This window comes from Oerskovia sp. USHLN155 (assembly GCF_037145535.1).
GTDB classification, from domain to species: domain Bacteria; phylum Actinomycetota; class Actinomycetes; order Actinomycetales; family Cellulomonadaceae; genus Oerskovia; species Oerskovia rustica.
In genome coordinates, this window is sequence record NZ_JBBCXG010000005.1 from 270321 (window position 1) to 289943 (window position 19623).

At 72.1% G+C, this 19623-nt stretch carries 17 protein-coding genes; 3 read left to right on the forward strand and 14 right to left on the reverse strand.

The features are described 5' to 3' along the window. Positions 1-470 precede the first annotated feature (470 nt). Positions 471-1595 carry a pirin family protein gene (locus WFH32_RS09175; protein ID WP_336707047.1) on the forward strand — a complete coding sequence of 375 codons (1125 nt, stop codon included), beginning with the start codon at positions 471-473 and terminating at the stop codon, positions 1593-1595. A gap of 164 nt (positions 1596-1759) precedes the next feature. Here the strand turns inward: WFH32_RS09175 and WFH32_RS09180 are convergent, their stop codons facing one another. The 7 genes from WFH32_RS09180 to WFH32_RS09210 all read right to left on the reverse strand — a co-directional run bounded on the left by WFH32_RS09180 (position 1760) and on the right by WFH32_RS09210 (position 11361). Then, positions 1760-2152, reverse strand: a complete 393-nt coding sequence (locus WFH32_RS09180; RefSeq protein ID WP_191796772.1) for a peptidase inhibitor family I36 protein — start codon at positions 2150-2152, stop codon at positions 1760-1762. Between the two features lie 240 nt (positions 2153-2392). Next, positions 2393-2962 (reverse strand): RNA polymerase sigma factor, encoded by a 570-nt coding sequence (locus WFH32_RS09185; RefSeq protein WP_336707049.1) that lies wholly within the window; start codon positions 2960-2962, stop codon positions 2393-2395. A gap of 82 nt (positions 2963-3044) precedes the next feature. Beyond that, a complete protein-coding gene (locus WFH32_RS09190; protein ID WP_336707050.1) occupies positions 3045-3923 on the reverse strand; it encodes a hypothetical protein in 879 nt (292 codons plus the stop codon). Between the two features lie 292 nt (positions 3924-4215). Then, complete coding sequence (gene narI / locus WFH32_RS09195; RefSeq protein WP_191796775.1) at positions 4216-4977, reverse strand: respiratory nitrate reductase subunit gamma; 762 nt, start codon at positions 4975-4977, stop codon at positions 4216-4218. Further along, entirely contained in the window at positions 4974-5726 is a 753-nt protein-coding gene (narJ, locus tag WFH32_RS09200) for a nitrate reductase molybdenum cofactor assembly chaperone (protein WP_336707051.1), read from the reverse strand. The genes narI and narJ overlap by 4 nt, the downstream gene beginning before the upstream one ends. Continuing rightward, positions 5723-7429, reverse strand: a complete 1707-nt coding sequence (gene narH, locus WFH32_RS09205; protein ID WP_336707053.1) for a nitrate reductase subunit beta — start codon at positions 7427-7429, stop codon at positions 5723-5725. Before narH ends, narJ begins: the two co-directional genes overlap by 4 nt. Then, positions 7429-11361 (reverse strand): nitrate reductase subunit alpha, encoded by a 3933-nt coding sequence (locus tag WFH32_RS09210; RefSeq protein WP_336707055.1) that lies wholly within the window; start codon positions 11359-11361, stop codon positions 7429-7431. The genes narH and WFH32_RS09210 overlap by 1 nt, the downstream gene beginning before the upstream one ends. A 131-nt stretch (positions 11362-11492) precedes the next feature. Between WFH32_RS09210 and WFH32_RS09215 the strand changes: the two genes are divergently transcribed. Further along, positions 11493-12023 carry a MogA/MoaB family molybdenum cofactor biosynthesis protein gene (locus tag WFH32_RS09215; protein ID WP_336707056.1) on the forward strand — a complete coding sequence of 177 codons (531 nt, stop codon included), beginning with the start codon at positions 11493-11495 and terminating at the stop codon, positions 12021-12023. A gap of 109 nt (positions 12024-12132) precedes the next feature. On the opposite strand, the gene WFH32_RS09220 is transcribed toward WFH32_RS09215, so the two are convergent. From WFH32_RS09220 to WFH32_RS09245, 6 genes are read right to left on the reverse strand one after another with little or no spacing between them, the layout of a single operon-like run. Beyond that, complete coding sequence (locus WFH32_RS09220; RefSeq protein WP_191796779.1) at positions 12133-12369, reverse strand: MoaD/ThiS family protein; 237 nt, start codon at positions 12367-12369, stop codon at positions 12133-12135. Between the two features lies 1 nt (position 12370). Continuing rightward, positions 12371-13360 carry a DUF6457 domain-containing protein gene (locus tag WFH32_RS09225; protein WP_336707058.1) on the reverse strand — a complete coding sequence of 330 codons (990 nt, stop codon included), beginning with the start codon at positions 13358-13360 and terminating at the stop codon, positions 12371-12373. Then, positions 13357-13830: a cyclic pyranopterin monophosphate synthase MoaC gene (gene moaC, locus WFH32_RS09230; RefSeq protein WP_336707059.1), complete on the reverse strand. Its 474-nt coding sequence runs from the start codon at positions 13828-13830 to the stop codon at positions 13357-13359. The genes WFH32_RS09225 and moaC overlap by 4 nt, the downstream gene beginning before the upstream one ends. Then, positions 13827-15194, reverse strand: coding sequence for a molybdopterin molybdotransferase MoeA (locus WFH32_RS09235; RefSeq protein WP_336707061.1), 1368 nt, complete (start codon positions 15192-15194; stop codon positions 13827-13829). Before WFH32_RS09235 ends, moaC begins: the two co-directional genes overlap by 4 nt. A gap of 29 nt (positions 15195-15223) precedes the next feature. Next, positions 15224-15985, reverse strand: a complete 762-nt coding sequence (locus WFH32_RS09240; protein ID WP_191796783.1) for a methyltransferase domain-containing protein — start codon at positions 15983-15985, stop codon at positions 15224-15226. Positions 15986-16043: 58 nt separating this feature from the next. Next, positions 16044-17270 (reverse strand): MFS transporter, encoded by a 1227-nt coding sequence (locus tag WFH32_RS09245; RefSeq protein WP_318244178.1) that lies wholly within the window; start codon positions 17268-17270, stop codon positions 16044-16046. A 201-nt stretch (positions 17271-17471) separates the two neighbouring features. On the opposite strand from WFH32_RS09245, the gene WFH32_RS09250 reads away from it, so the two are divergent. Continuing rightward, complete coding sequence (locus WFH32_RS09250) at positions 17472-18176, forward strand: DUF1361 domain-containing protein (RefSeq protein ID WP_191796784.1); 705 nt, start codon at positions 17472-17474, stop codon at positions 18174-18176. Between the two features lie 157 nt (positions 18177-18333). Here WFH32_RS09250 and WFH32_RS09255 read toward each other — a convergent pair whose 3' ends face one another. Next, entirely contained in the window at positions 18334-19422 is a 1089-nt protein-coding gene (locus tag WFH32_RS09255) for a LacI family DNA-binding transcriptional regulator (RefSeq protein WP_336707064.1), read from the reverse strand. Positions 19423-19623 lie beyond the last annotated feature (201 nt).

The window sequence follows — 19623 nt, forward strand, 5'->3', positions numbered from 1 at the left end:
ACGAAAAAGGGTCCGTCGACCTCTTGCACGGGTGGCCCGAGCAGGACTAGAAACGTCACTATCGGCTTCGACGGGTACGGCAGCAGCCCCCAACGACGCCCTCCCGCACGGGAGGACGGACCGGCAAGGACGCTGGAACCACATCCCCCGAGAGCCCCAGGCTGACCGGAGAACGGTGAGACGTCCCGCGGGTCCCAACACCCCGGGCTGCGGGTGACGACGCAGGTCCCGACCGGAACCGGAAGGCCGATCGTGAGAGGCGCCTTCCAGGAGAACAGGACGAGCACCCGCTCGTCGTGGGGAGGGTGCCGAGCCGCGACGTCGACGCGGAGCCCGGCCGGACCGTCAAGGTCCGGCCGCCTCAGGGCACACGGTCATCAGCGAGGCTCCCGGCCCCCGCCGGGAGCCTCGCTGAGCGTCCGGATGCTCCGTGGCGGGCCCCCGGCCGCGGGCGAGCCTAGGCTCGTCCCATGAGCAACCTCGAGACCCGGCCCCGCGAAGAGGTGTGCGCCGCGGGGAGCCACGCTCCGTCGTCGGGCAGCCTCGTGGACGGAGGACCCGCGGGCCGCACGCCCGTCGAGATCCTCGACCACCGCCAGGTCCCGCTCGGCGGGACCCGCGCCATGGACGTGCGCCGCACCCTGCCGCAGCGCGTCCGCTCGCTCGTGGGCGCGTGGTGCTTCCTGGACCACTACGGGCCCGACGACGTCTCGACGTCCGACGGCATGCAGGTCCCGCCGCACCCGCACACCGGACTCCAGACCGTGAGCTGGCTGTTCGAGGGCGAGATCCTGCACCGCGACTCGGTCGGGTCCTTGCAGACCGTGCGGCCGGGCGAGCTCAACCTCATGACGGCCGGACGCGGCATCTCGCACTCGGAGGAGTCGCCTGCGGGACTGCGCCCGCCCCTGCTGCACGGCGTACAGCTCTGGGTCGCGCTGCCCGGCGACCGGCTCGGTGACGCGCCGTTCTTCGAGCACCACGGCGACCTGCCCGTGTGGAGCGGGCCGGAGGGCGAGCGCGTCCAGGTGCTCGTGGGGTCGCTGAGCGCGGGCGGCGTCGGCCTGCGGTCGGCCGCGACGGTCTTCACACCCCTGGTCGGGGCGCAGGTGGACCTGCCCGCGGGGGCGTCGGTCGAGCTCGCCGTGGACCCGGGGTTCGAGCACGCGCTGCTCGTCGACACGGGAGACGCGTCGTTCGAGGGGGTGACCGTGCCGGTCGCGTCGCTCGGCTACGTCGAGCCGGGACGCTCGGTGCTGACCGTCTCGGCGGGGGAGGAGCCCGTGCGCGCGGTGCTGATCGGCGGTGAGCCGTTCGCCGAGGAGATCGTCATGTGGTGGAACTTCGTGGGCCGCTCGCACGACGACGTCGCGGCCGCGCGTGCGGACTGGATGGCGCAGGTCGAGGTCAGCCCGGCTGCCCTGGAGGACGGTGCGGCTGCGGCGCCGGTCCCCGTACCCGGGGACGGCGGCACGCGCTACGCCCCGGGGGCGTCCGGCCGCCGGTTCGGGGAGGTCGTGGGGTACGACGGCGGGCCGCTGCCCGCTCCGGTGCTGCCCGACGTGCGGCTCAAGCCGCGCAGGCGACCGATGTGAGGCGAGTTCGGCCGGGCGTGCGGTGGTCCCCGGTACGACGCCGTACCGAGGACCACCGGGCGACCGTGCCGGGCGCGTGATCCGATGCCCGTCGATGGGGTATCAGGTCAGTCGCCCGACGTGGAGGCCGTCGTCGCCGTCAGCGACGCTCCTTGCTGGTGCGCCTAGATGAACTTCGCCGACTTGATCCTGTTGTCCCAGTTGACCGAGGTGTGGTTGAGACCGTTGCTCAGCATCGGGTCCTGCCACTGTCCGCCGCGGGCCGGGTTGTTGAGGGTGAACGACAGGCCGGTGTAGTTGGCGCCGTCGTAGAACCGGGCGATGCTGGTGTTTCCGTTGTTGACGACGGAGCTGATCGAGCTGGGCCCTGTCCCGAGGTTGACGAACTGCTGGAAGTACGCGTTCGGTGCCCCCGGGAAGCTCTCGCCGTTCCACATGCAGGCGTATCCCGCGGCGCAGTCGGAAGCCGCTGCGCTGGCCGAGGTCGCGCCTCCGACAAGGAGGCCGGCGGTCAGGAGAAGTCCGACGGGTGCGGCCTTCAGAAATCGCTTGTTCATTTGATCCCCTCTGCTGGGCAAAGTCACGGTTTGTGGCTTTGCGTTACGCCAGGTTAACGGGACCGTGCGTTCGGGGCCACTCGAAAGCGCGGGTGAATGTCGTCCGAATTTCCAACCACATGGTCGTGTTTTGTGTCCTTCTCGCGGAAAGGCGTGCTTTTCCGGGGTTGGAGCGTCTGTCACGAGAAAAAGCTTCCACGCGTGCGGTTTCTTTCCTCGGGAGCGGTCGACGAGCGGAATTCATGCCGTGCGCCCGTCGGCGAGGCTGAGCGTGGCGCGGCCGGCGGGCGACCGTGACCCCGGAGCGGGGGCCGGCTCGACGGCGTCGAGCGAGCGCCTCAGCTGCCGCCGCGCTCGGGTGAGGCGCATCGAGTAGGCGGCCCGCGAGCACCCCAGGATGCTCGCGGCCTCGCTCGCGGTGAGCCCGTCCCACGAGACGAGCGAGATGACCGCTCTGTCTGCCGGGTCGAGGCGCGTCCAGGCGTGACGCAGGTCGATCGACATGTCCGAGAGCGTCGTCTCGTCCGGGACGAGATCACGCTCGCCTCCCACCCGGCGCTCGAGTCGTCGATGCCGATCCTGTGTGCGATGTCCGCTCGCAAGGACGTTGCGCGTCACGCCGAAGAGCCACGGCCGCATCTCCCCCAGAGGAATGCGACCCCAGCTGCGCCACGCCACCGCGAAGACCTCTGACGCGAGGTCCTCCGCGTCATGACCGTCCGCGCGTCGACGCAGGTAGGCCAGGACGTACGGGTACGCCTCGCGGTACATGGTGGTGAACTCCAGCTCGACGTTGTTGTCGTGGTGCACGTCAGGACCGTATTGCATCTCCGTCGAGATGCGCGTCAGGGCCGTGCGGCGTCGGCAGGTTCCGGCGGCTCCGGACGGCTGGTCAGCCCAGCTCGTCGATCACGGCGTCGATCCCCTTCTCGTACTCCGCATAGGCACGCCGGGTCGCGTCGAATCCCGCGCTGTCCTGGCCGATCGCCGCGAGCTCGCCCTGGGCCCGCGCCTGCAGTATCGCGTCGTCGTACCCCGCTTCGGACCGGCAGCGCGCATCCGTCACGGCGACCTCGCGCTCCCGCTCCGACAACGGAAGTTGGGGCTCCGGGGTGCCTCCGCCGGCGTCACCCGTCAGTCCGGTCACCGAGGGTGACGGCATCTCGAGCGGACTTGTGGGCAGATCGACGACACCGGCGGGCTCCATGCACGCGCGCCATGCGGCGATCGACTCCTGAACCCCTTCGTCCTGGTCGACCGTCTCCCAGCCCGCTGCCTCGACGGCGGTCAGGTAGTCGTGCGGGACGAGACCTAGCCGCTCGTCCGCCTCCTGGCCGCACGCGACCATCGCGTCGTGCATCGCGGAGGTGATCTCGACGTCGTCCGGGACAGCCGTGTCCGGCCCCGTGGGGAGACGCAGATGCGGGTACCCCCACTCCTGCGCGATCTGCTCGTCGAAACGGAGCTGTCCAGTGCGCTCGTCGAACAGGAGCGGCTCGCTCCCTGGTGGCAGCGGAAGGTACTCGACGACACCTTGCAGGCACTGCTGCGCGAGAAGGTCACGGGCATACCCGTCCCGCGGGTCCTTGAACTCAGGGACCAGCTCGTAGACGGGGCTGAGCGTCGCCGACGTCTCGTCATAGCCGTAGCGCGTCGCGGTTTCTCGGGGGTCTACGTCGTCGTCGCCAGCCGTGCAGCCCGACAGGGTGGTGGCAACGAGCAGCCCGGTGACCAAGGTGCTGAATCGCGCAGCGCGAGGAGAAGGTCTCATACCGAACTCATGGCGCCGAGGGGGCCGAGTGCAACAACAGAAAGCGAGCTCTCGGGAAATGTCCGGAGAGGTTCCCCGGCTCCTCCGACCGGCGGGTCGGTCTCGGCGTGTCGAGCGGTGCTGCCGCATGGCTCCCCGGTTATTCTCGTCGGTTTGCCTCGATCCTTTCCCAGGGGGCGCAGTAATTGAAAAGCGGATCAACGCATCGCCGGACCCGCGTCATCGGTCAGCTGACGAGCTGGTGTCGCCGCGCGGATGTTCTCGGATCGCATCCGTCATGCCGGCACGTGCGTCACCGCTTCGTCCCCGGCCGCTCCGACGGGTCCCACCCGGGCCGCGGCTCGCGGGAAGCCACCGAAGCGTCGCGTGAGCGGTACACGATGTAGGGCCGGAAGATGTACGGCACGGGCGCCGAGAACGCGTGCACGAGCCGCGTGAAGGGCCACAGGACGAACAGCAGGTTCGCGGCGACGATGTGGAGCTGGAAAGCCGCGGGCACGCCTTCCATGAGCGCGGGCTGCGGCTGGAAGTACCAGAGGGACCTGAACCACGGCGAGATGGTCTCGCGGTAGTTGTACCCGTGGTTCTCGGCAAGGAGCTGGGTCTGGACGGTCGCCCACGCGCCGAGCAGGATCGACGCGGCGAGGAACACGTACATGACCTTGTCCATGCGCGTGGTCGCGAGGAACACCGGCCCGGTGGTCCGCCGCCGGTAGACGAGGATGAGCAGCCCGGCGACGAGCGCGAGCGCCGCGAGCGAGCCCATGTAGGTGGCCACGAAGTGGTACGCGCCCTCGTCGATCCCGACGGCCTCTGTCCACGACTCGGGGATCACGAGCCCCAGGACGTGCCCGAGGATCACGAACAGCAGCCCGAAGTGGAACAGCGGCGAGCCGAGCCGCAGCAGCTTCTTCTCGTAGAGCTCGCTCGACCGGGTGGTCCACCCGAACTTGTCGTAGCGGTACCGCCACACGGACCCGACGACGAACACCGCGAACGTCACGTAGGGGAAGACGACCCACAGCAGGATGTCTCCCGTGCTCGCTCCGGTCATCGTCGTACCTCCTCGGGCGGCGCCCCCGTGGGCGCGAACGGTTCGAGCGGCCCCATGGCAGACAGCCCGACCATCTCGGTCGGCGGCCCGGACGTCACGAGCTCGAGGTACCGGCGCTCGGTCTCGGCGTCGAGCGGGGGCAGGGTCAGGCACACGGCCTCGACCACGAGCGCGTACGGGCTGGACGTCGCGGCGAGGGCGGAGCGCAGCACCTCGATGCCCTGGCGGTGCGAGCCGAGCAGCCCCGCGGCGATGCGCTCCTCGTCGCGGGTCCTGGCCCGGGCGGAGAACTCGAGGGCCATGGGCAGGTAGTCGGGGAGCTCCTCGCCGTCGACCTCCCACCCGGCGGCGCGGTACGCCTGCACGAACCGCACGAGCGCCATGCCGCGCTTCCGCGTGTCCCCGGCCGCGTAGTACGACAGGTACATCGAGCACTTGCGCTTGAGGTCGAACGTCGCGACGTAGCGCGCCTCGAGCGCGGCGGGCTCGCCGGCTTCCAGGTCGTCGAGGAACGCGCAGAGCCGCACCTGCACGGGGTCGGGAAGCTGCCCGACGACGTCGCGCACCTCGTGCGCCGCGGCGAGCGTCCTGGCGTCGGGGTAGTCGAGCAGGAGCGAGGCGGCCATGTGCGTCGTGCGCCGCTGCGCGGGCGTGGCCCGGACGGGGGCGAGGGGCTCCAGGAGGGGCGTGCGCGCCGTCGGGCGGGGCAGGAAGGTCGTCGCCGGGGACTTCGTGAACAGGCCCATCATCGGGCCGCCGTGCCGTCGCCGGACGTGTCCGGACCGAGGCCGTCCGAGCCACCGGGAGACCCCGGCGGGAACAGGCCCGGGGGCCGGCCGTTGCCGTCCCAGTTGAGCAGGTTGACGCGCCCGGGCGTCGAGGGACCGTTGGGGGAGTCGGCCGTCTGCCGGGCCTGGAGCACGTGGAAGTTCTCGACCGCGACGGGCACCGGGGTCCCGCTCGACGAGCCGAACGGCCCGGCGCCGCCCATGCCGCCCATCCCGGGGCCGCCGTCGAAGTCGAGCGAGCAGCTGATCTCCTCGAGCTCGCGCGCGATCTCCTGGTGGGCGGTCGGGATGACGTAGCGGTCCTCGTACTTGGCGATCGCGAGCAGGCGGTACATCTCCTGGATCTCGGTGCCCGTCATGCCGACCGCACGGGCGATGGCCTCGTTGGGCTCGTCGCCCAGGTTGATGTCGCGCATGTAGGTGCGCATCGCGGCCAGCCGGCGCAGCGTGCGCTCCACGGGCACGGTGTCGCCCGCGGTGAACAGGCCCGCGAGGTACTCGAGCGGGATGCGGAGCTTGGAGATCGCCGCGAACAGGGTCCGCGGGTCCTCGCCGTCGTTGCCCGACGAGCCGACCACGTCGACCACGGGGGACAGCGGCGGGATGTACCAGACCATGGGCATGGTCCGGTACTCGGGGTGCAGCGGCAGGGCCACGCGGTACTTCTGGATGAGCGCCCAGATCGGCGAGGCCTGCGCTGCCGCGATCCAGTCCTCGGGGATGCCTTCGGCGCGCGCGGCCTCGACGACCGCCGGGTCGTGCGGGTCGAGGAACACCGAGCGCTGGGACTCGAGGAGCTCGTGCTCGTCCTCGACCGCCGCTGCCTCGGTCACGCGGTCGGCGTCGTACAGGACCAGGCCCAGGTAGCGCAGGCGGCCCACGCACGTCTCCGAGCAGACCGTGGGCAGGCCCACCTCGAGTCGCGGGTAGCACAGCGTGCACTTCTCGGCCTTGCCGGTCTTGTGGTTGAAGTAGACCTTCTTGTACGGGCAGCCCGTGACGCACATGCGCCAGCCGCGGCACTGGTCCTGGTCGACCAGGACGATCCCGTCCTCGGCCCGCTTGTACATGGCCCCCGACGGACAGGAGGCGACGCACGCCGGGTTGAGGCAGTGCTCGCAGATGCGCGGCAGGTAGAACATGAACGTCTGCTCGAACTCCGAGGCCACGTGCTCGCTCATGTGCGCCAGGATCGGGTCGTCCTGCATGGTCTCCTTGGACCCGCCGAGGTCGTCGTCCCAGTTGGCCGACCACTCGATCTTCATGTCCTCGCCCGTGAGCAGCGACTTCGGCTTCGCGACGGGGGTGTGCGGGCCCTGCGGGGCCGAGAGCAGCATGTCGTACTCGTACGTCCACGGCTCGTAGTACTCGTGGATCGACGGGAGCTTGGGGTTGGAGAAGATCGTCGCGAGCTTCTTGGCCCGCCCGCCCGCGCGGAGCTTGAGCTTGCCCCGCCGGGTCCGGACCCAGCCACCCTGCCACTTCTCCTGGTCCTGGTAGGTCCGGGGGTAACCGAGCCCGGGCCGCGTCTCGACGTTGTTGAACCACACGTACTCGACCCCCGTGCGGTTCGTCCACGCCTGCTTGCACGTCACCGAGCACGTGTGGCACCCGATGCACTTGTCGAGGTTCATGACCATCGACATCTGAGCCATCACACGCATCAGTACGTCACCTCCTGCGAGCGGCGGCGGATCGTCGTGACCTCGTCGCGCTGGTTGCCCGTGGGCCCCAGGTAGTTGAACGCGAAGGCGAGCTGCGCGTAGCCGCCCACGAGGTGGCTCGGTTTGAGCAGCACCCGGGTCAACGAGTTGTGGATGCCGCCGCGCAGGCCCGACGTCTCGGCGAGCGGGACGTCGATCGTGCGGTCGGTCGCGTGGTGCATGTACACCGTGCCCTCGGGCATGCGGTGCGAGACCACGGCCCGCGCCACGACCACACCGTTGCGGTTGTACGCCTCGATCCACTCGTTGTCGCGCACCCCGATCTTGTCGGCGTCGCGCGGCGACATCCAGATGTTCGGCCCGCCGCGCGACAGCGAGAGCATGAACAGGTTGTCCTGGTACTCCGAGTGGATGGACCACTTCGAGTGCGGCGTCAGGTAGCGCACCGCGACCTCGGCCTGGCCCTCCGAGCCCGGGTAGCCGCTCGGTGAGCGGTCGCCCAGCGGCGGGGAGTCGGGGAACAGGCGGTGCATGTCGAGCGGCGGCCGGAAGATCGGCAGCTGCTCCCCGAGCTCGGTCATCCAGTCGTGGTCGAGGAAGAAGTGCTGGCGGCCGGTGAGGGTGTGCCACGGCTTGAGCCGCTCGACGTTGATCGCGAACGCCGTGTACCGCCTGCCCCCGTGCTCCGAGCCGGACCACTCGGGAGAGGTGATGACCGTCGTCGGGCGGGACTGGACGTCCGGGAACGTGACGCGCTTGCCCTGCTCGTCGCGCGCCAGGTCCGCGAGCTCGACGCCCGTGCGCCTCTCGACGTGCTCGAAGCCCTGGACGGCGAGGCGCCCGTTCGTCGTGCCCGACAGCGCGAGGATCATCTCGCACGCGTGCGTGTCCTTGTCGAGCCGCGGGCGCCCCGCCGCGGGGCCCGAGGGCACGAGCCCGTTCTTCTGCCCCAGGACCCGCACCTCCTCGCCCGGCGAGAACTGCACGCCCTTGGTGACCATGCCGAGCTTCTCGGTGAGCGGACCCAGCGAGGCCATACTGTCCGCGAACGCCGGGTAGTCGCGCTCGACCACGACCAGCTTGGGCATGGTCACGCCCGGGACCAGGGGACGGGACGCGGACCCCGCGCCCGAGTCGACGATCGTGCCGTGCGGCACCGACATGGCGTCCGGGGTGTCGTGCAGCAGGGGCGCGGCCACGAGGTCCCTGCGCACGCCCAGGTGCTCGACCGAGTACTCGCTGATCTTCCGCGCGATCGTGTGGAAGATGTCGAAGTCCGTGCGGGTCTGCCACGGCGGGCTGATCGCCGGGTTGAACGAGTGCACGAACGGGTGCATGTCCGTCGTGGACAGGTCGTGCTTCTCGTACCAGGTGGCCGCGGGCAGCACGACGTCGGAGAACAGCGTGGTGCTCGTCATGCGGAAGTCGAGGGTCGTGAGCAGGTCGAGCTTGCCGCGCGGCGCCTCCTCGGCCCACTCGATCGAGCGCGGTCGCCGCGCGGGCGCCGACTCGTCCGCGAGCACCGCCGAGTCCGTCCCCAACAGGTGCTTGAGGAAGTACTCGTTGCCCTTGCCTGAGGAGCCCAGGATGTTGGCCCGCCACACCGTGACGCAGCGCGGGAAGTTCTCGGGCGCGTCGGGAGCCTCGACCGCGAACCGGAGCGCGCCGCTGCGCAGCTCGGAGACCACGTAGTCCGCGGGGGCGACGCCCGCCGCCTCGGCCTGGTCCACGAGGTCGAGCGGGTTGCGGTCGAACGTCGGGTAGCTGGGCATCCAGCCACGCTGCGCCGACTCGACCAGGCAGTCGGCCGTGGTGCGGCCCGCGAACATGCCCGAGCCCAGCGGTGTCGCGAGCGCGTCCGCGGGCAGCCCGTCGTAGCGCCACTGGTCGGTGGCGACGTACCAGAACGCCGTGCCGATCATCTGGCGCGGGGGCCGCGACCAGTCCAGGCCGCCCGCGTACTGCGCCCACCCCGTCACGGGCCGGCACTTCTCCTGCCCGACGTAGTGCGCCCACCCGCCGCCGTTGACGCCCTGGCAGCCCGTCATGGTCGTCAGCGCGAGCATGGCCCGGTAGATCGTGTCGGCGTGGAACCAGTGGTTCGCTCCGGCGCCCATGATGATCATCGAGCGCCCGCCGGACCGCTCGGCGTTGTCCGCGAACTCGCGTCCGATCCGCGCGGCGGCCGCCGCCGGGACCCCCGTGAACTGCTCCTGCCAGGCGGGCGTGCCGGGGGAGTCCGCGTCGTCGTAGCCCGAGGGCCAGTCACCGGGCAGGGCCAGGTCCTCGCGGTTCACGCCGTAGCGCGCGAGCAGCAGGTCGAACACCGTGGTCACCAGCTGCCCGCCCACGCGCCGCACCGGCACACCGCGCGTGATCGATCCCGCACCACCGGTGTGCCTGCCCGTCTCGCCCTGCTCCGGGTCGGGGGACAGGTCGAAGCGCGGCAGGTCCACACGGACGCTCTCGACCCGGGTGCCCCCCGGGCCCGACGGCGCCGCTCCCGTCCGCGGGTCGGGCCCGGCGGTCGTGTGGCCGTCCGCGACCGACAGCAGCGGCACGACGCCCTCCAGGTCGAGGTTCCACTTCCCCTCGTCGGCCTCGCCGAACCGGTGGCCCAGGGTGCCGTTCGGGATCACGGGCGAGCCGTCCGCGTCGAGCAGCACGGGCTTGAAGGCCGCGTTCGCGGCGCTCGCGGCCCCCGGCAGCACGTCCTCGACGAGGTCGGCCGCGGTGAGGAACTTGCCCGGGACGTAGGTGACGTCCCCCTGACGGGGAGCTGCGCCGTCGGGCCCCGACGAAGCCGACGCCGGGCTGGGCGTGAGCGTGACCAGGAACGGCGAGTCCGTGTACTTCCTCAGGTAGTCCACGAACGGCGCCGTGCGACGTTCCACGTGAAACTCCCGCAGGATCACGTGGCCCATCGCGAGGGCCAGCGCGCCGTCCGTGCCGGGGTGCACCGCGAGCCACTCGTCGGCGAACTTGGTGTTGTCGGCGTAGTCGGGCGAGACCACGATCACCTTCTGACCGCGGTAGCGCGCCTCGGCCATGAAGTGCGCGTCGGGCGTGCGGGTCACCGGGATGTTCGAACCCCACATGATGCAGTACGACGAGTTCCACCAGTCGGCGGACTCGGGCACGTCGGTCTGGTCGCCGAACACCTGCGGGGACGCGACCGGGAGGTCTGCGTACCAGTCGTAGAACGACAGCATCGCGCCACCCAGCATCGAGACGAACCGGGCACCCACGCCGTGCGAGACCATCGACATCGCCGGGATGGGCGAGAAGCCGGCGATGCGGTCCGGGCCGTACGCCTTGATCGTGTGCACGTGGGCAGCCGCGACGATCTCCGCGGCCTCGTCCCACGACGCCCGGACCAGGCCGCCCTTGCCGCGCGCCTGCTTGTAGGCGCGTGCGGTCTCCGGGTCGCCCGTGACCTCGGCCCACGCGCGCACGGGGTCGCCCGTGCGCGCCTTCGCGTCACGGAACGCCCGCAGCAGCACTCCCCGTACGTACGGGTAGCGGACCCGCGTCGGGGAGTACGTGTACCAGCTGAACGCCGCGCCGCGCGGACAGCCTCGCGGCTCGTACTCGGGCGAGTCCGGCCCGACCGACGGGTAGTCCGTCTGCTGCGTCTCCCACGTGATGATGCCGTCCTTGACGTACACCTTCCACGAGCACGACCCGGTGCAGTTCACGCCGTGCGTCGAGCGCACGACCTTGTCGTGCGACCACCGGTCCCGGTAGAACACGTCGCCCTCGCGGCCCCCCTGGAGGAACAGCTGGCGCAGGTCGGGCGAGACCTCGCCGCGGCGCAGGTGCTTGCCGAGCCGCAGCAGGGCGTCCTCACCGCTGCCACCCGGGGACTCAGGGCGTGGGGCGTCCGCGGCGCGGGCGTCGGTGCCCGGGCCGGGGACGGTGGACTGCGACATGCGACCTCCTGGGGCGAGCAGGACCGTGCGTGTACGTTCGTCTGCCTCGCAGTATGCCCACGTCCCGCAGGGTTCTGCCCGGGGAGCGGGGCCGCGTCGCCCGGTGCGCCGCGATTGTCTACGGTGCTCCCATGACCACGTTCGACGGGCCCCACGCCACCTTCCCGCTCGCCCACCTGCCCGTCACGGTCGTCACGGTCTCCGACCGCGGCTCGCGCGGCGAGTACGTCGACCGCTCGGGGCCGCTCCTGGTCTCGCTCCTGGAGACGGGCGGCTTCGAGCGCGTCACGACGCGTCTCGTGCCCGACGGCGTCGACCACGTCCGCGACGCCCTCGCCTCCGCGCTGGCCGAGGGGGCGCGGCTCGTGATCACCACGGGCGGGACGGGCATCGGCCCGCGCGACCTCACGCCCGAGGGGACGGCCGAGGTCGTCGACCAGGAGCTGCCGGGCGTCGCCGAGGCGATCCGGCGGCGCGGGGCGACGGTCGTGCCGAGCGCGGTGCTGTCACGGGGGATCGTGGGGACCGCCCGGGGGGCGCGCGGGCTGCGGGCGTTCGTGGTCAACCTGCCGGGCTCGCCGGGCGGCGTGCGCGACGGCTGGTCGGTGCTCGAGCCGCTGCTGCCGCACGTGTTCTCGCAGCTCGCGGGCGGGGACCACTGATCCGTCGCTGCCGAGGTGCTGAGACGTTGAGACGTTTGAGTGCATGATTCGGCTGCGACACGCCCGGCGTGTCGCAGCCGAATCATGCACTCAACGGAAGTGGGGACAGTCAGCCCCCCGCGAAAGGGGGCAGGACGTCGACCTGTTCGTCGGCCGTCAGCGCCACCCCGTGGTCGGCCGTCCGGACGCCGCCCACGAGCACCGAGCAGCGCGGCAGCACGTCGGCGAGCGCGGGGTGGCGGGCGGTCATGGCCGCGAAGAGCTCCCCGACCGAGGCGCCCGGGAGGGACTCGGCCTCGAGCCCGGCGGCCTCGGCCGCGCCGGCGAAATAGCGGACCTGCGGCACGTCACGCCCTCTCGGGGGCCGCGGGCTCGTGGCGCGTGGTGTCGGCGTCCACAGCGTCCTCCGTGACGGCCTCGTCGAGGGTCGCCTCGACGTCCCACGCGAGCGCGAGCTCGGTGGCGCGCTCCATGGCGTCGAGGCCGGGGTGGTCGGCACCTTCCCCGGCGGACAGTCCGGCGACGTACCCGGCGATGAAGGTCGTGAGCGGGGCCGCGGGGCGTTCGACCCGGTGCGCGGCGTCCCGCGCCAGGTCGAGGATCGCCCCGATGTCGACCGCCTCACGGTCGAGGTCGAACTCGTCGACCAGGGCGTCCACCCAGCGCTCGAGGTTGCTCATGCCATGCCTCCCGAAGTTCGGTGCGGGTCGTGACTCTCCAGTGCCGTACCGTGCGCGGCGTGCGTACGTCTCCGCATCCTGCCACGTGTCCACGTCGGTGCTCAGACCGTCCACGTCCTCGACGCGGGTGAGTTCCATCCCTGAGACGAGGCGGCGCACGGGGGCGCCCGCCAGGCCGCCCTGTGCCGGGTCGTCCGCGAGCCGGGCCACGGCCGCGTCGAGGGCCGTGCGGCGGTACAGCCCGACGAGCCACTGGTCGCGCCCGTCGTGCGCGAGGTGGACTCCGTCGATCTCCCCGTGGCCGCCGGCCGAGGAGCCTTGCGCCGCCGCCACGAGCAGCGGCACGGCCTCCGCAGCCCGCGGCACGTCGCAGGCGAGGAGCAGGACCCAGGGCGCTGCGCCGTCGGGCAGGGCGGCGAGGCCCGCCGCGGTCCCCGCGACCGGACCGCCGAACGGCGGGTCCTCGCGCGTGAGGACGTACGCGCCAGAGGCCAGGTCCTCCGGCCCGACGACGACCGTCGCCCGGGCTGTGCGGGTCGCGGTCAGCACGTGGTCGAGCAGGCGCGCGCCCGCGACGACGAGCTGCGGCTTGGACGTGCCGAGCCGCTGCGCCCGCCCGCCCGCGAGCACGACCGCGTCGAACAGGGGCCCGCTCACACCGGGCGCACCCACTCGCCCGACTTGCCGCCCGTCTTGGACTGGAGGCGGACGTCGGTGAGCTCGACCGACTTGTCGAGCCCCTTGACCATGTCGACGACCGCGAGCCCCGCGACCGCGACCGCGGTGAGCGCCTCCATCTCGACCCCCGTGCGGTCCGCGGTGCGCACGGTCGCGCTGATCTCGACGCCGTGGTCCTGGACGTCGAGGTCCACGGCCGCGCCGTGCACCCCGATGATGTGGGCGAGCGGCAGCAGCTCGGCGGTCTTCTTGGCGCCCTGGATGCCCGCGATGCGCGCGACCGCGAGCACGTCGCCCTTGGGGACCTCGCCCGACCGCAGGGCCGCGACGATGTGCGGACCGCACCGGACGACGCCCGTCGCGGTCGCGGAACGCACGGTCGGCTGCTTGAGGGTGACGTCGACCATGCGGGCGTGGCCGCGCTCGTCGAGGTGGGTGAACTCGCTCATGCGATCACCATGACACGCACGACCTCGCCCGGCCCAACCGCCTCGACCTCGGGGGGGACGACCGCGATCGCGTCGGCCCGCGTGAGCACCGACACGTGGTGCGCGCCGGGCCCGACCGGTGCGACGCCGTCGGCCCCGACGAAACGCACCGGGAGGAACTGCTGCCGCCCCGCGGGGGAGCGCCAGCCCTCGGTGGCGACGCGTTCGACGAGCGGCTCGACGGGCTCCGGGTGGCCCGCGAGGCGGCGCACCGCCGGGCGGACGAACGCCCTAAACGACACGTACGCGCTCCCCGGGTTGCCGGGCACGCCGAGCAGGGGAGTGCCGCGCCAGCGGGCGGCCGCCTGCGGCTTGCCGGGCTGCATCCCGACCGCGACGAGCAGGACGTCGGAGCGACCTCGCGTCGTTGTCGGCACCGCGTCCTCGGGCCCGGTCAGGACCTCCTTGACGACGTCGAACGCCCCCGCGCTGACCCCGCCCGAGGTGACGATCAGGTCCACGTGGGGGGCGACGTCGTCGAGCACCGCGCGCAGCGCCTCGGCCGTGTCCGGGACCGCGCCCACGCGCACCGGGACGCCGCCCGCGTCGCGCACGCACGCTGCGAGCAGGAGCGAGTTGGAGTCGGGGATCTGGCCCGGTCCGGGCGCCGTCCCGACCGGCACGAGCTCGCTGCCCGTCGAGAGGACCGCGACGCGCGGGACGCGGTGCACCGGGAGGGTCGCGTGCCCCGCCGAGGCTGCGGCCGAGACGAGGCGCGGGGTCGTCGGGGCGCCCGCCGCGGCGACGAGGTCGCCGACCGCGACGTCCTCGGCGCGGTGGCGGATGTTGGGCCTGGACGGCTCGTAGACCTCGATCCGCTCGTCCGGGGGCGCGCCGGGCACGAAGCGTCGCGTCGAGGTCCGCTCCACGGGCACGACGACGTCGCACCCGTCCGGCACGGGGGCGCCCGTCATGATGCGGACGGCTTCGCCGGTTGCGCCGGAAGCGCCCCGTCCGGCCGCAGGGGCGGCGGAGGGGGCCGCCGCGATGTCGCCCACGACGCGCAGCGTGACGGGGGAGTCCGGGGTCGCGGCCGCGAGGTACGTGCCGCGCAGCGCGTACCCGTCCATGGCCGAGGCGTCGAAGCGTGGGACGTCCAGGAGGGACCGGACGTCCTCGGCCAGGACGCGCCGGGCCGGGGCGGCGGTCGCGAGCTCGTCGAGCGTCACGGGCTCCGCGGCCAGCGGGGCGACCAGCGCGAGGACGTGGTCGCGGTACTCGTCGACCGTGATCCCGGCAGGTGCGGGGCTGCCCGTCCTGGCGGAGCCCCACCGGTCCACGACCCGTGGTGCTTCCGACGGCTGGTCCAGGGCGTGGGGGTCCATGGGGACACCGTAGGCCAGCCGCCCGTCGGTCAGACCCGCGTCGCGACCGCGAAGACCCGCCGGAACGCGAGCGGCGTCCCGTACGGGTGCGCGGGGTACGCCGTGCGCAGCGCCTCCTGGAGGTCCGCGACGAACGACGGGCGCAGGGCCTCGGGCAGGGCGTCGAGCACCGGGCGGGCGCCCGTCGCCGCGATCCAGGTGAAGACAGGGTCCTCGCCCTGGAGCACGTGCACGTAGGTGGTCTCCCAGGCGTCGACCCGCCAGCCGGGCCGAGCCAGGTCGTCGAGGTACTGCTCGGGGTCGAACCCTCTCGGTCGGGCGACCGAGGCTGTCGACGCCCGGTACGGCTCGCGTCCCGCGACCTCGCGCAGCGTCACGTGGCTCGGGGCGTCGTGGTTGCCGGGGACGGAGAACGCGAACGACCCGCCGGCGGCGACCATCGAGGTCAGGCGTGGCAGGAGGGCGCGGTGGTCGGCGACCCACTGGAGCGTCGCGTTGCTCACGACGAGGTCGACGGGGGCGGGAGGCTCGAACGTGCGGAGGTCGGCGAGGGTGTAACGCCCGCCCGGGTCGTCGCGCCGGGCCCGGTCGATCATCGCGGGCGACGAGTCGACGCCCAGGACGTCGGCGTCCGGCCACCGGTGGTGCAGGGCCCCGGTCAGGTGACCGGGTCCGCAGCCGAGGTCGACGACCGTGCGGGGCGTCCCCGGCACGCGGGCCAGGAGCTCGACGAAGGGCCGCGACCGCTCGTCGGCATAGCGCAGGTAGCTCTCCGGGTTCCAGTCCGCCACGACACACTCCCTCTTGATGACAACAGTCTTGACATCAAGATATAACGGAGCGGGTCGTTCAGTCGCGCACGCCGCGCCGTACCGGCCCCAGCGTGAACAGCAGCGTGAGCAGGGCCGTCAGCGAGAGGGCCGCGAAGCCCAGGCCGTAGTCCCCGTTGAGCTGGTACACCGCACCCATGATGAGCGGCGGGATGAACCCGCCCAGTCCGCCCGCCGCCCCGACGAGCCCCGTCACCGCACCGACCTTGTCCTGCGGGGCGACCTTGGCGACGAGCTCGAACGTCGCGCCCGACGACGCCCCGAGGCCCACCGCGAGGCCCAGGAACGCGATGGTCCCGACAGGCACGAGGCTCGGCTGGAACGCGACGACCGCCGCGAGGACCGTGACGAGCGCGAAGCAGACGACCGACACCGGGATGCCGCCGAACCGGTCCGAGAGCGTCCCGCCGATCGGACGGCACGCGACCGCGAGCACCACGAACCCGGCCGTCCGCGCGGCGGCGTCGGCGGCCGTCAGGTCGTAGGCGTTCACCAGGAAGGTCGGCAGGTACACGCTGAACGCCACGAAGCCGCCGAACCCCACGGCGTAGAGCCACGAGAGCTGGAGCGTCGCCGGGAGCCTGAACGTCGCCCACGTGCGTGCCAGGAAGTGCCCGTGCGCGGCCGGTGCCCGACCCGGGGCGTCGCGCACGAGGAGCCACGAGGCGACCGCGTACACCGCCAGGACGCACGCCACGAGCACGAACGGCGCGCTCTTGCCGTACGCGTCGGTGATCCGCACGGTCGTGAACGCCGAGATCGCGGTGCCGCCCATCCCGATCCCGAAGATCCCCAGCGCCGTCCCGCGCCGGGCGGGGGGATACCAGGCGTTGACGAACGGCACCCCGACGGCGAACGCCGTCCCGCCCAGCCCCAGGAAGAAGCCGCCCAGGATGAGCAGCGGATAGCTGTCCGCGACGAAGCCGATGAACAGGACCGGGACGATCGTCGCCGCGCTGACCAGCGGGAACATGATGCGTGCCCCGAAGCGGTCCGTGAGCGCGCCGACCGGGATGCGCCCCAGGGAGCCCACGATGACCGGCACCGCGACGAGCACCGACTGCTGGACCGCCGACAGGCCGAGCGCCTTGCTGTACGCGCCGCCGAGCGGGCTGACGAGCGCCCACGCCCAGAAGTTCACCGCGAAACCGATCGTGGCGAGGACCAGCATGAGCGTCGCGGACCCGCCGGACCGGGCGCTGCCGGTCGGGGCGGCCGCCCCGTGCCCGGCGCCGGGGGACGTCACCGGCGCGGCTGCTTCGTCAGGATGCGTCACTGTGACTCCCGGGGGTCGGTCGCCCGTCCTCGGGCGAATCGGTGGAGCTCGAGATTCCCGCCCGACCCACGCTATCCGCGCAGGTGACGTGTCGCGCGGGCTGGCGAAGACGCCGTCGGGCCCTAGCGTGGTCCCCACGTCCCGCCCGCGCTGCACCACGAAGGCCCCTCCATGACCCTGCTGTTCCTCGGCGTGATCCTCGTCAACGTCTTCGCGTTCGCCCTGATCCTCCTGCGCGCGCCCCTCTTCCGCACCGAGGTCTACCGGCCGATGCTGCTCAACGTCGGGCTGTCGGTGCTGCCCGTGTTCGTCCTGACGTTCCTGATCGTCGGGGACCTCGCGCTGGGTGCGGCCGGCGCGCCCTCGTGGCTCGTCGCGACCATTGCGGGGGTCGGCCTGGCGATCTGGCTGCTGCTGCTCCCCAACGCGGGCTATCTCGTGACGGAGCTCAACTTCAGCCACCGCAAGGACGACGAGCACGTGCCGCTCTGGTTCGACATCGTCGCGGTCCTGACCCTCGCGATGTCCGGCGTGCTCAACACCGTCGTCAACATCTTCCTGGTCCAGATGTTCTACGCCGTGCTGCGCTACCCCGAGGACCTCAAGCCCTTCCTGCGCCCGGCGTCCTGGCTCGTGGTCGTCGTGATCCTCGTGCTCGTCTCGTTCGGGATCTACCTGGGCCGCTACATCCGCTTCAACAGCTGGGACCTGATGCACCCTGTCGGGTTCCTCCGGAAGTTCTTCCGCTACTTCCGCGAGCCCGGCAAGGTGCGCGACGCACTCCTGTTCACCGGCCTCTACACGGTGTTCTTCGCGCTCATCTACCTCGTCGTGATCGGGTCGATCCTCGAGACCATCACCGCTGTCACGGGCTGACGGGACGGACCGCTTCCCGCAGTCGGCGATCTGCCCTACGCTCGCCGGCGGCCCGCGAGATCCACACGTTCCGCGGGCGCCGGTTCATCGGCGCCGCGCACAACGGCTTCCTGCGGCGCACGCTCGACGCCCAGGTCCAGGCGCCCGCCTGACAGGTCTACCTCGGCGTCGGCGGTGCGGACGGCGGCGCGACCGAGCCGCGGATGACCAGGTGGAGCGGCAGGACCGTGCGGGCGGGCTCGGCGACGTCGTCGGGGGCGTCGGCGCCGCGACGGGCCATGGCACGTTCGAGGGCGTCGACCGCCGCGAGGGCGAGCGCCGCGACGGGCTGCTCGAGCGTCGTGAGCTGGGGCCGCAGCCACTGGCCGATGCGGATGCCGTCGCAGCCCACGACCGACAGGTCCTCGGGGATGCGGATGCCGTGGAGCTCGGCGGCACCGAGCATCCCGACGGCCACGATGTCGCTGCCCACGAACACCGCGGTGGGGGCGTTCCCGGGGCGCGTCAGGTAGGGGAAGGTCGAGGCACCGAACTGCTCGGTGTACGGGCCGTGGCGGACCAGCTCGGGGTCGACCGTCAGTCCGGCGTCGGTGAGCGCGTCGACGTAGCCGCGCTTGCGCTCCTGGGTCGTGGAGAGCTCGGGCGGGCCGGCGACGTGCGCGATCCTGCGGTGCCCCTGCTGGATGAGGTACCTCGTGGCCTGGTAGGCGCCGCCGTAGTTGTCGACGGTCACGGTGTCGACCGCGAGGTCGAGGTCGATCTCCTCGTCGATCACGACGACGGGCAGCCCGTCCTCGACGGCGCGGGCGAGGCGCTCGTCGGTCCGGCTCATGCCGAGGTAGATCAGGCCCCCCAGCACGTCGCTGCCCCCGATCAGGGGGCTCAGCCCGCCGTCGCGCTCGCCGTGCTTGCCGGAGACCGCGACGACCAGGGGGATCTGGCGTGAGGCCGCGAGGTCGGCGCACTCCTCGGCCAGGGTCGTGAAGAACGGGTTGGTGAAGTCGGGCACGACGAGCGCCACGACGCCCTGCCCGGCGTCGGTGCGCGCGTGCGGTCCCGCTCCCGGCCGGGCGGTGCGGACCCCGCGGTTCGCGGTGGCGCCGCGGTAGTCGAGCGCGGCGACCGCGGCGTCGATCCGGGCCGCAGTCTCGGGCTGGACGTTGAGCTGGCCGCGCAGGTAGCGGGAGGCCGTCGACGTCGAGACGCCTGCGTGTTGCGCAACTTGCGTCAGTGTCATCGTCGCCACCTCTCTGCTCGTGCCCCGGCCGTCGGGTGCCTCCCGAGCCTATCGCTGCGCCGGTGCCGGGCGGGCCGTGAGTCCGTGGGGACCGCGGATTCCCGGGGCCCGTTGGTGCGGCGGCGGCCCGGCGACGGGTGTCTCGTCGCTGCTCGGTTGACACCAGGATGCCGTGCGCCTAGGTTGTTGCGCAACAGCAACACAACATTG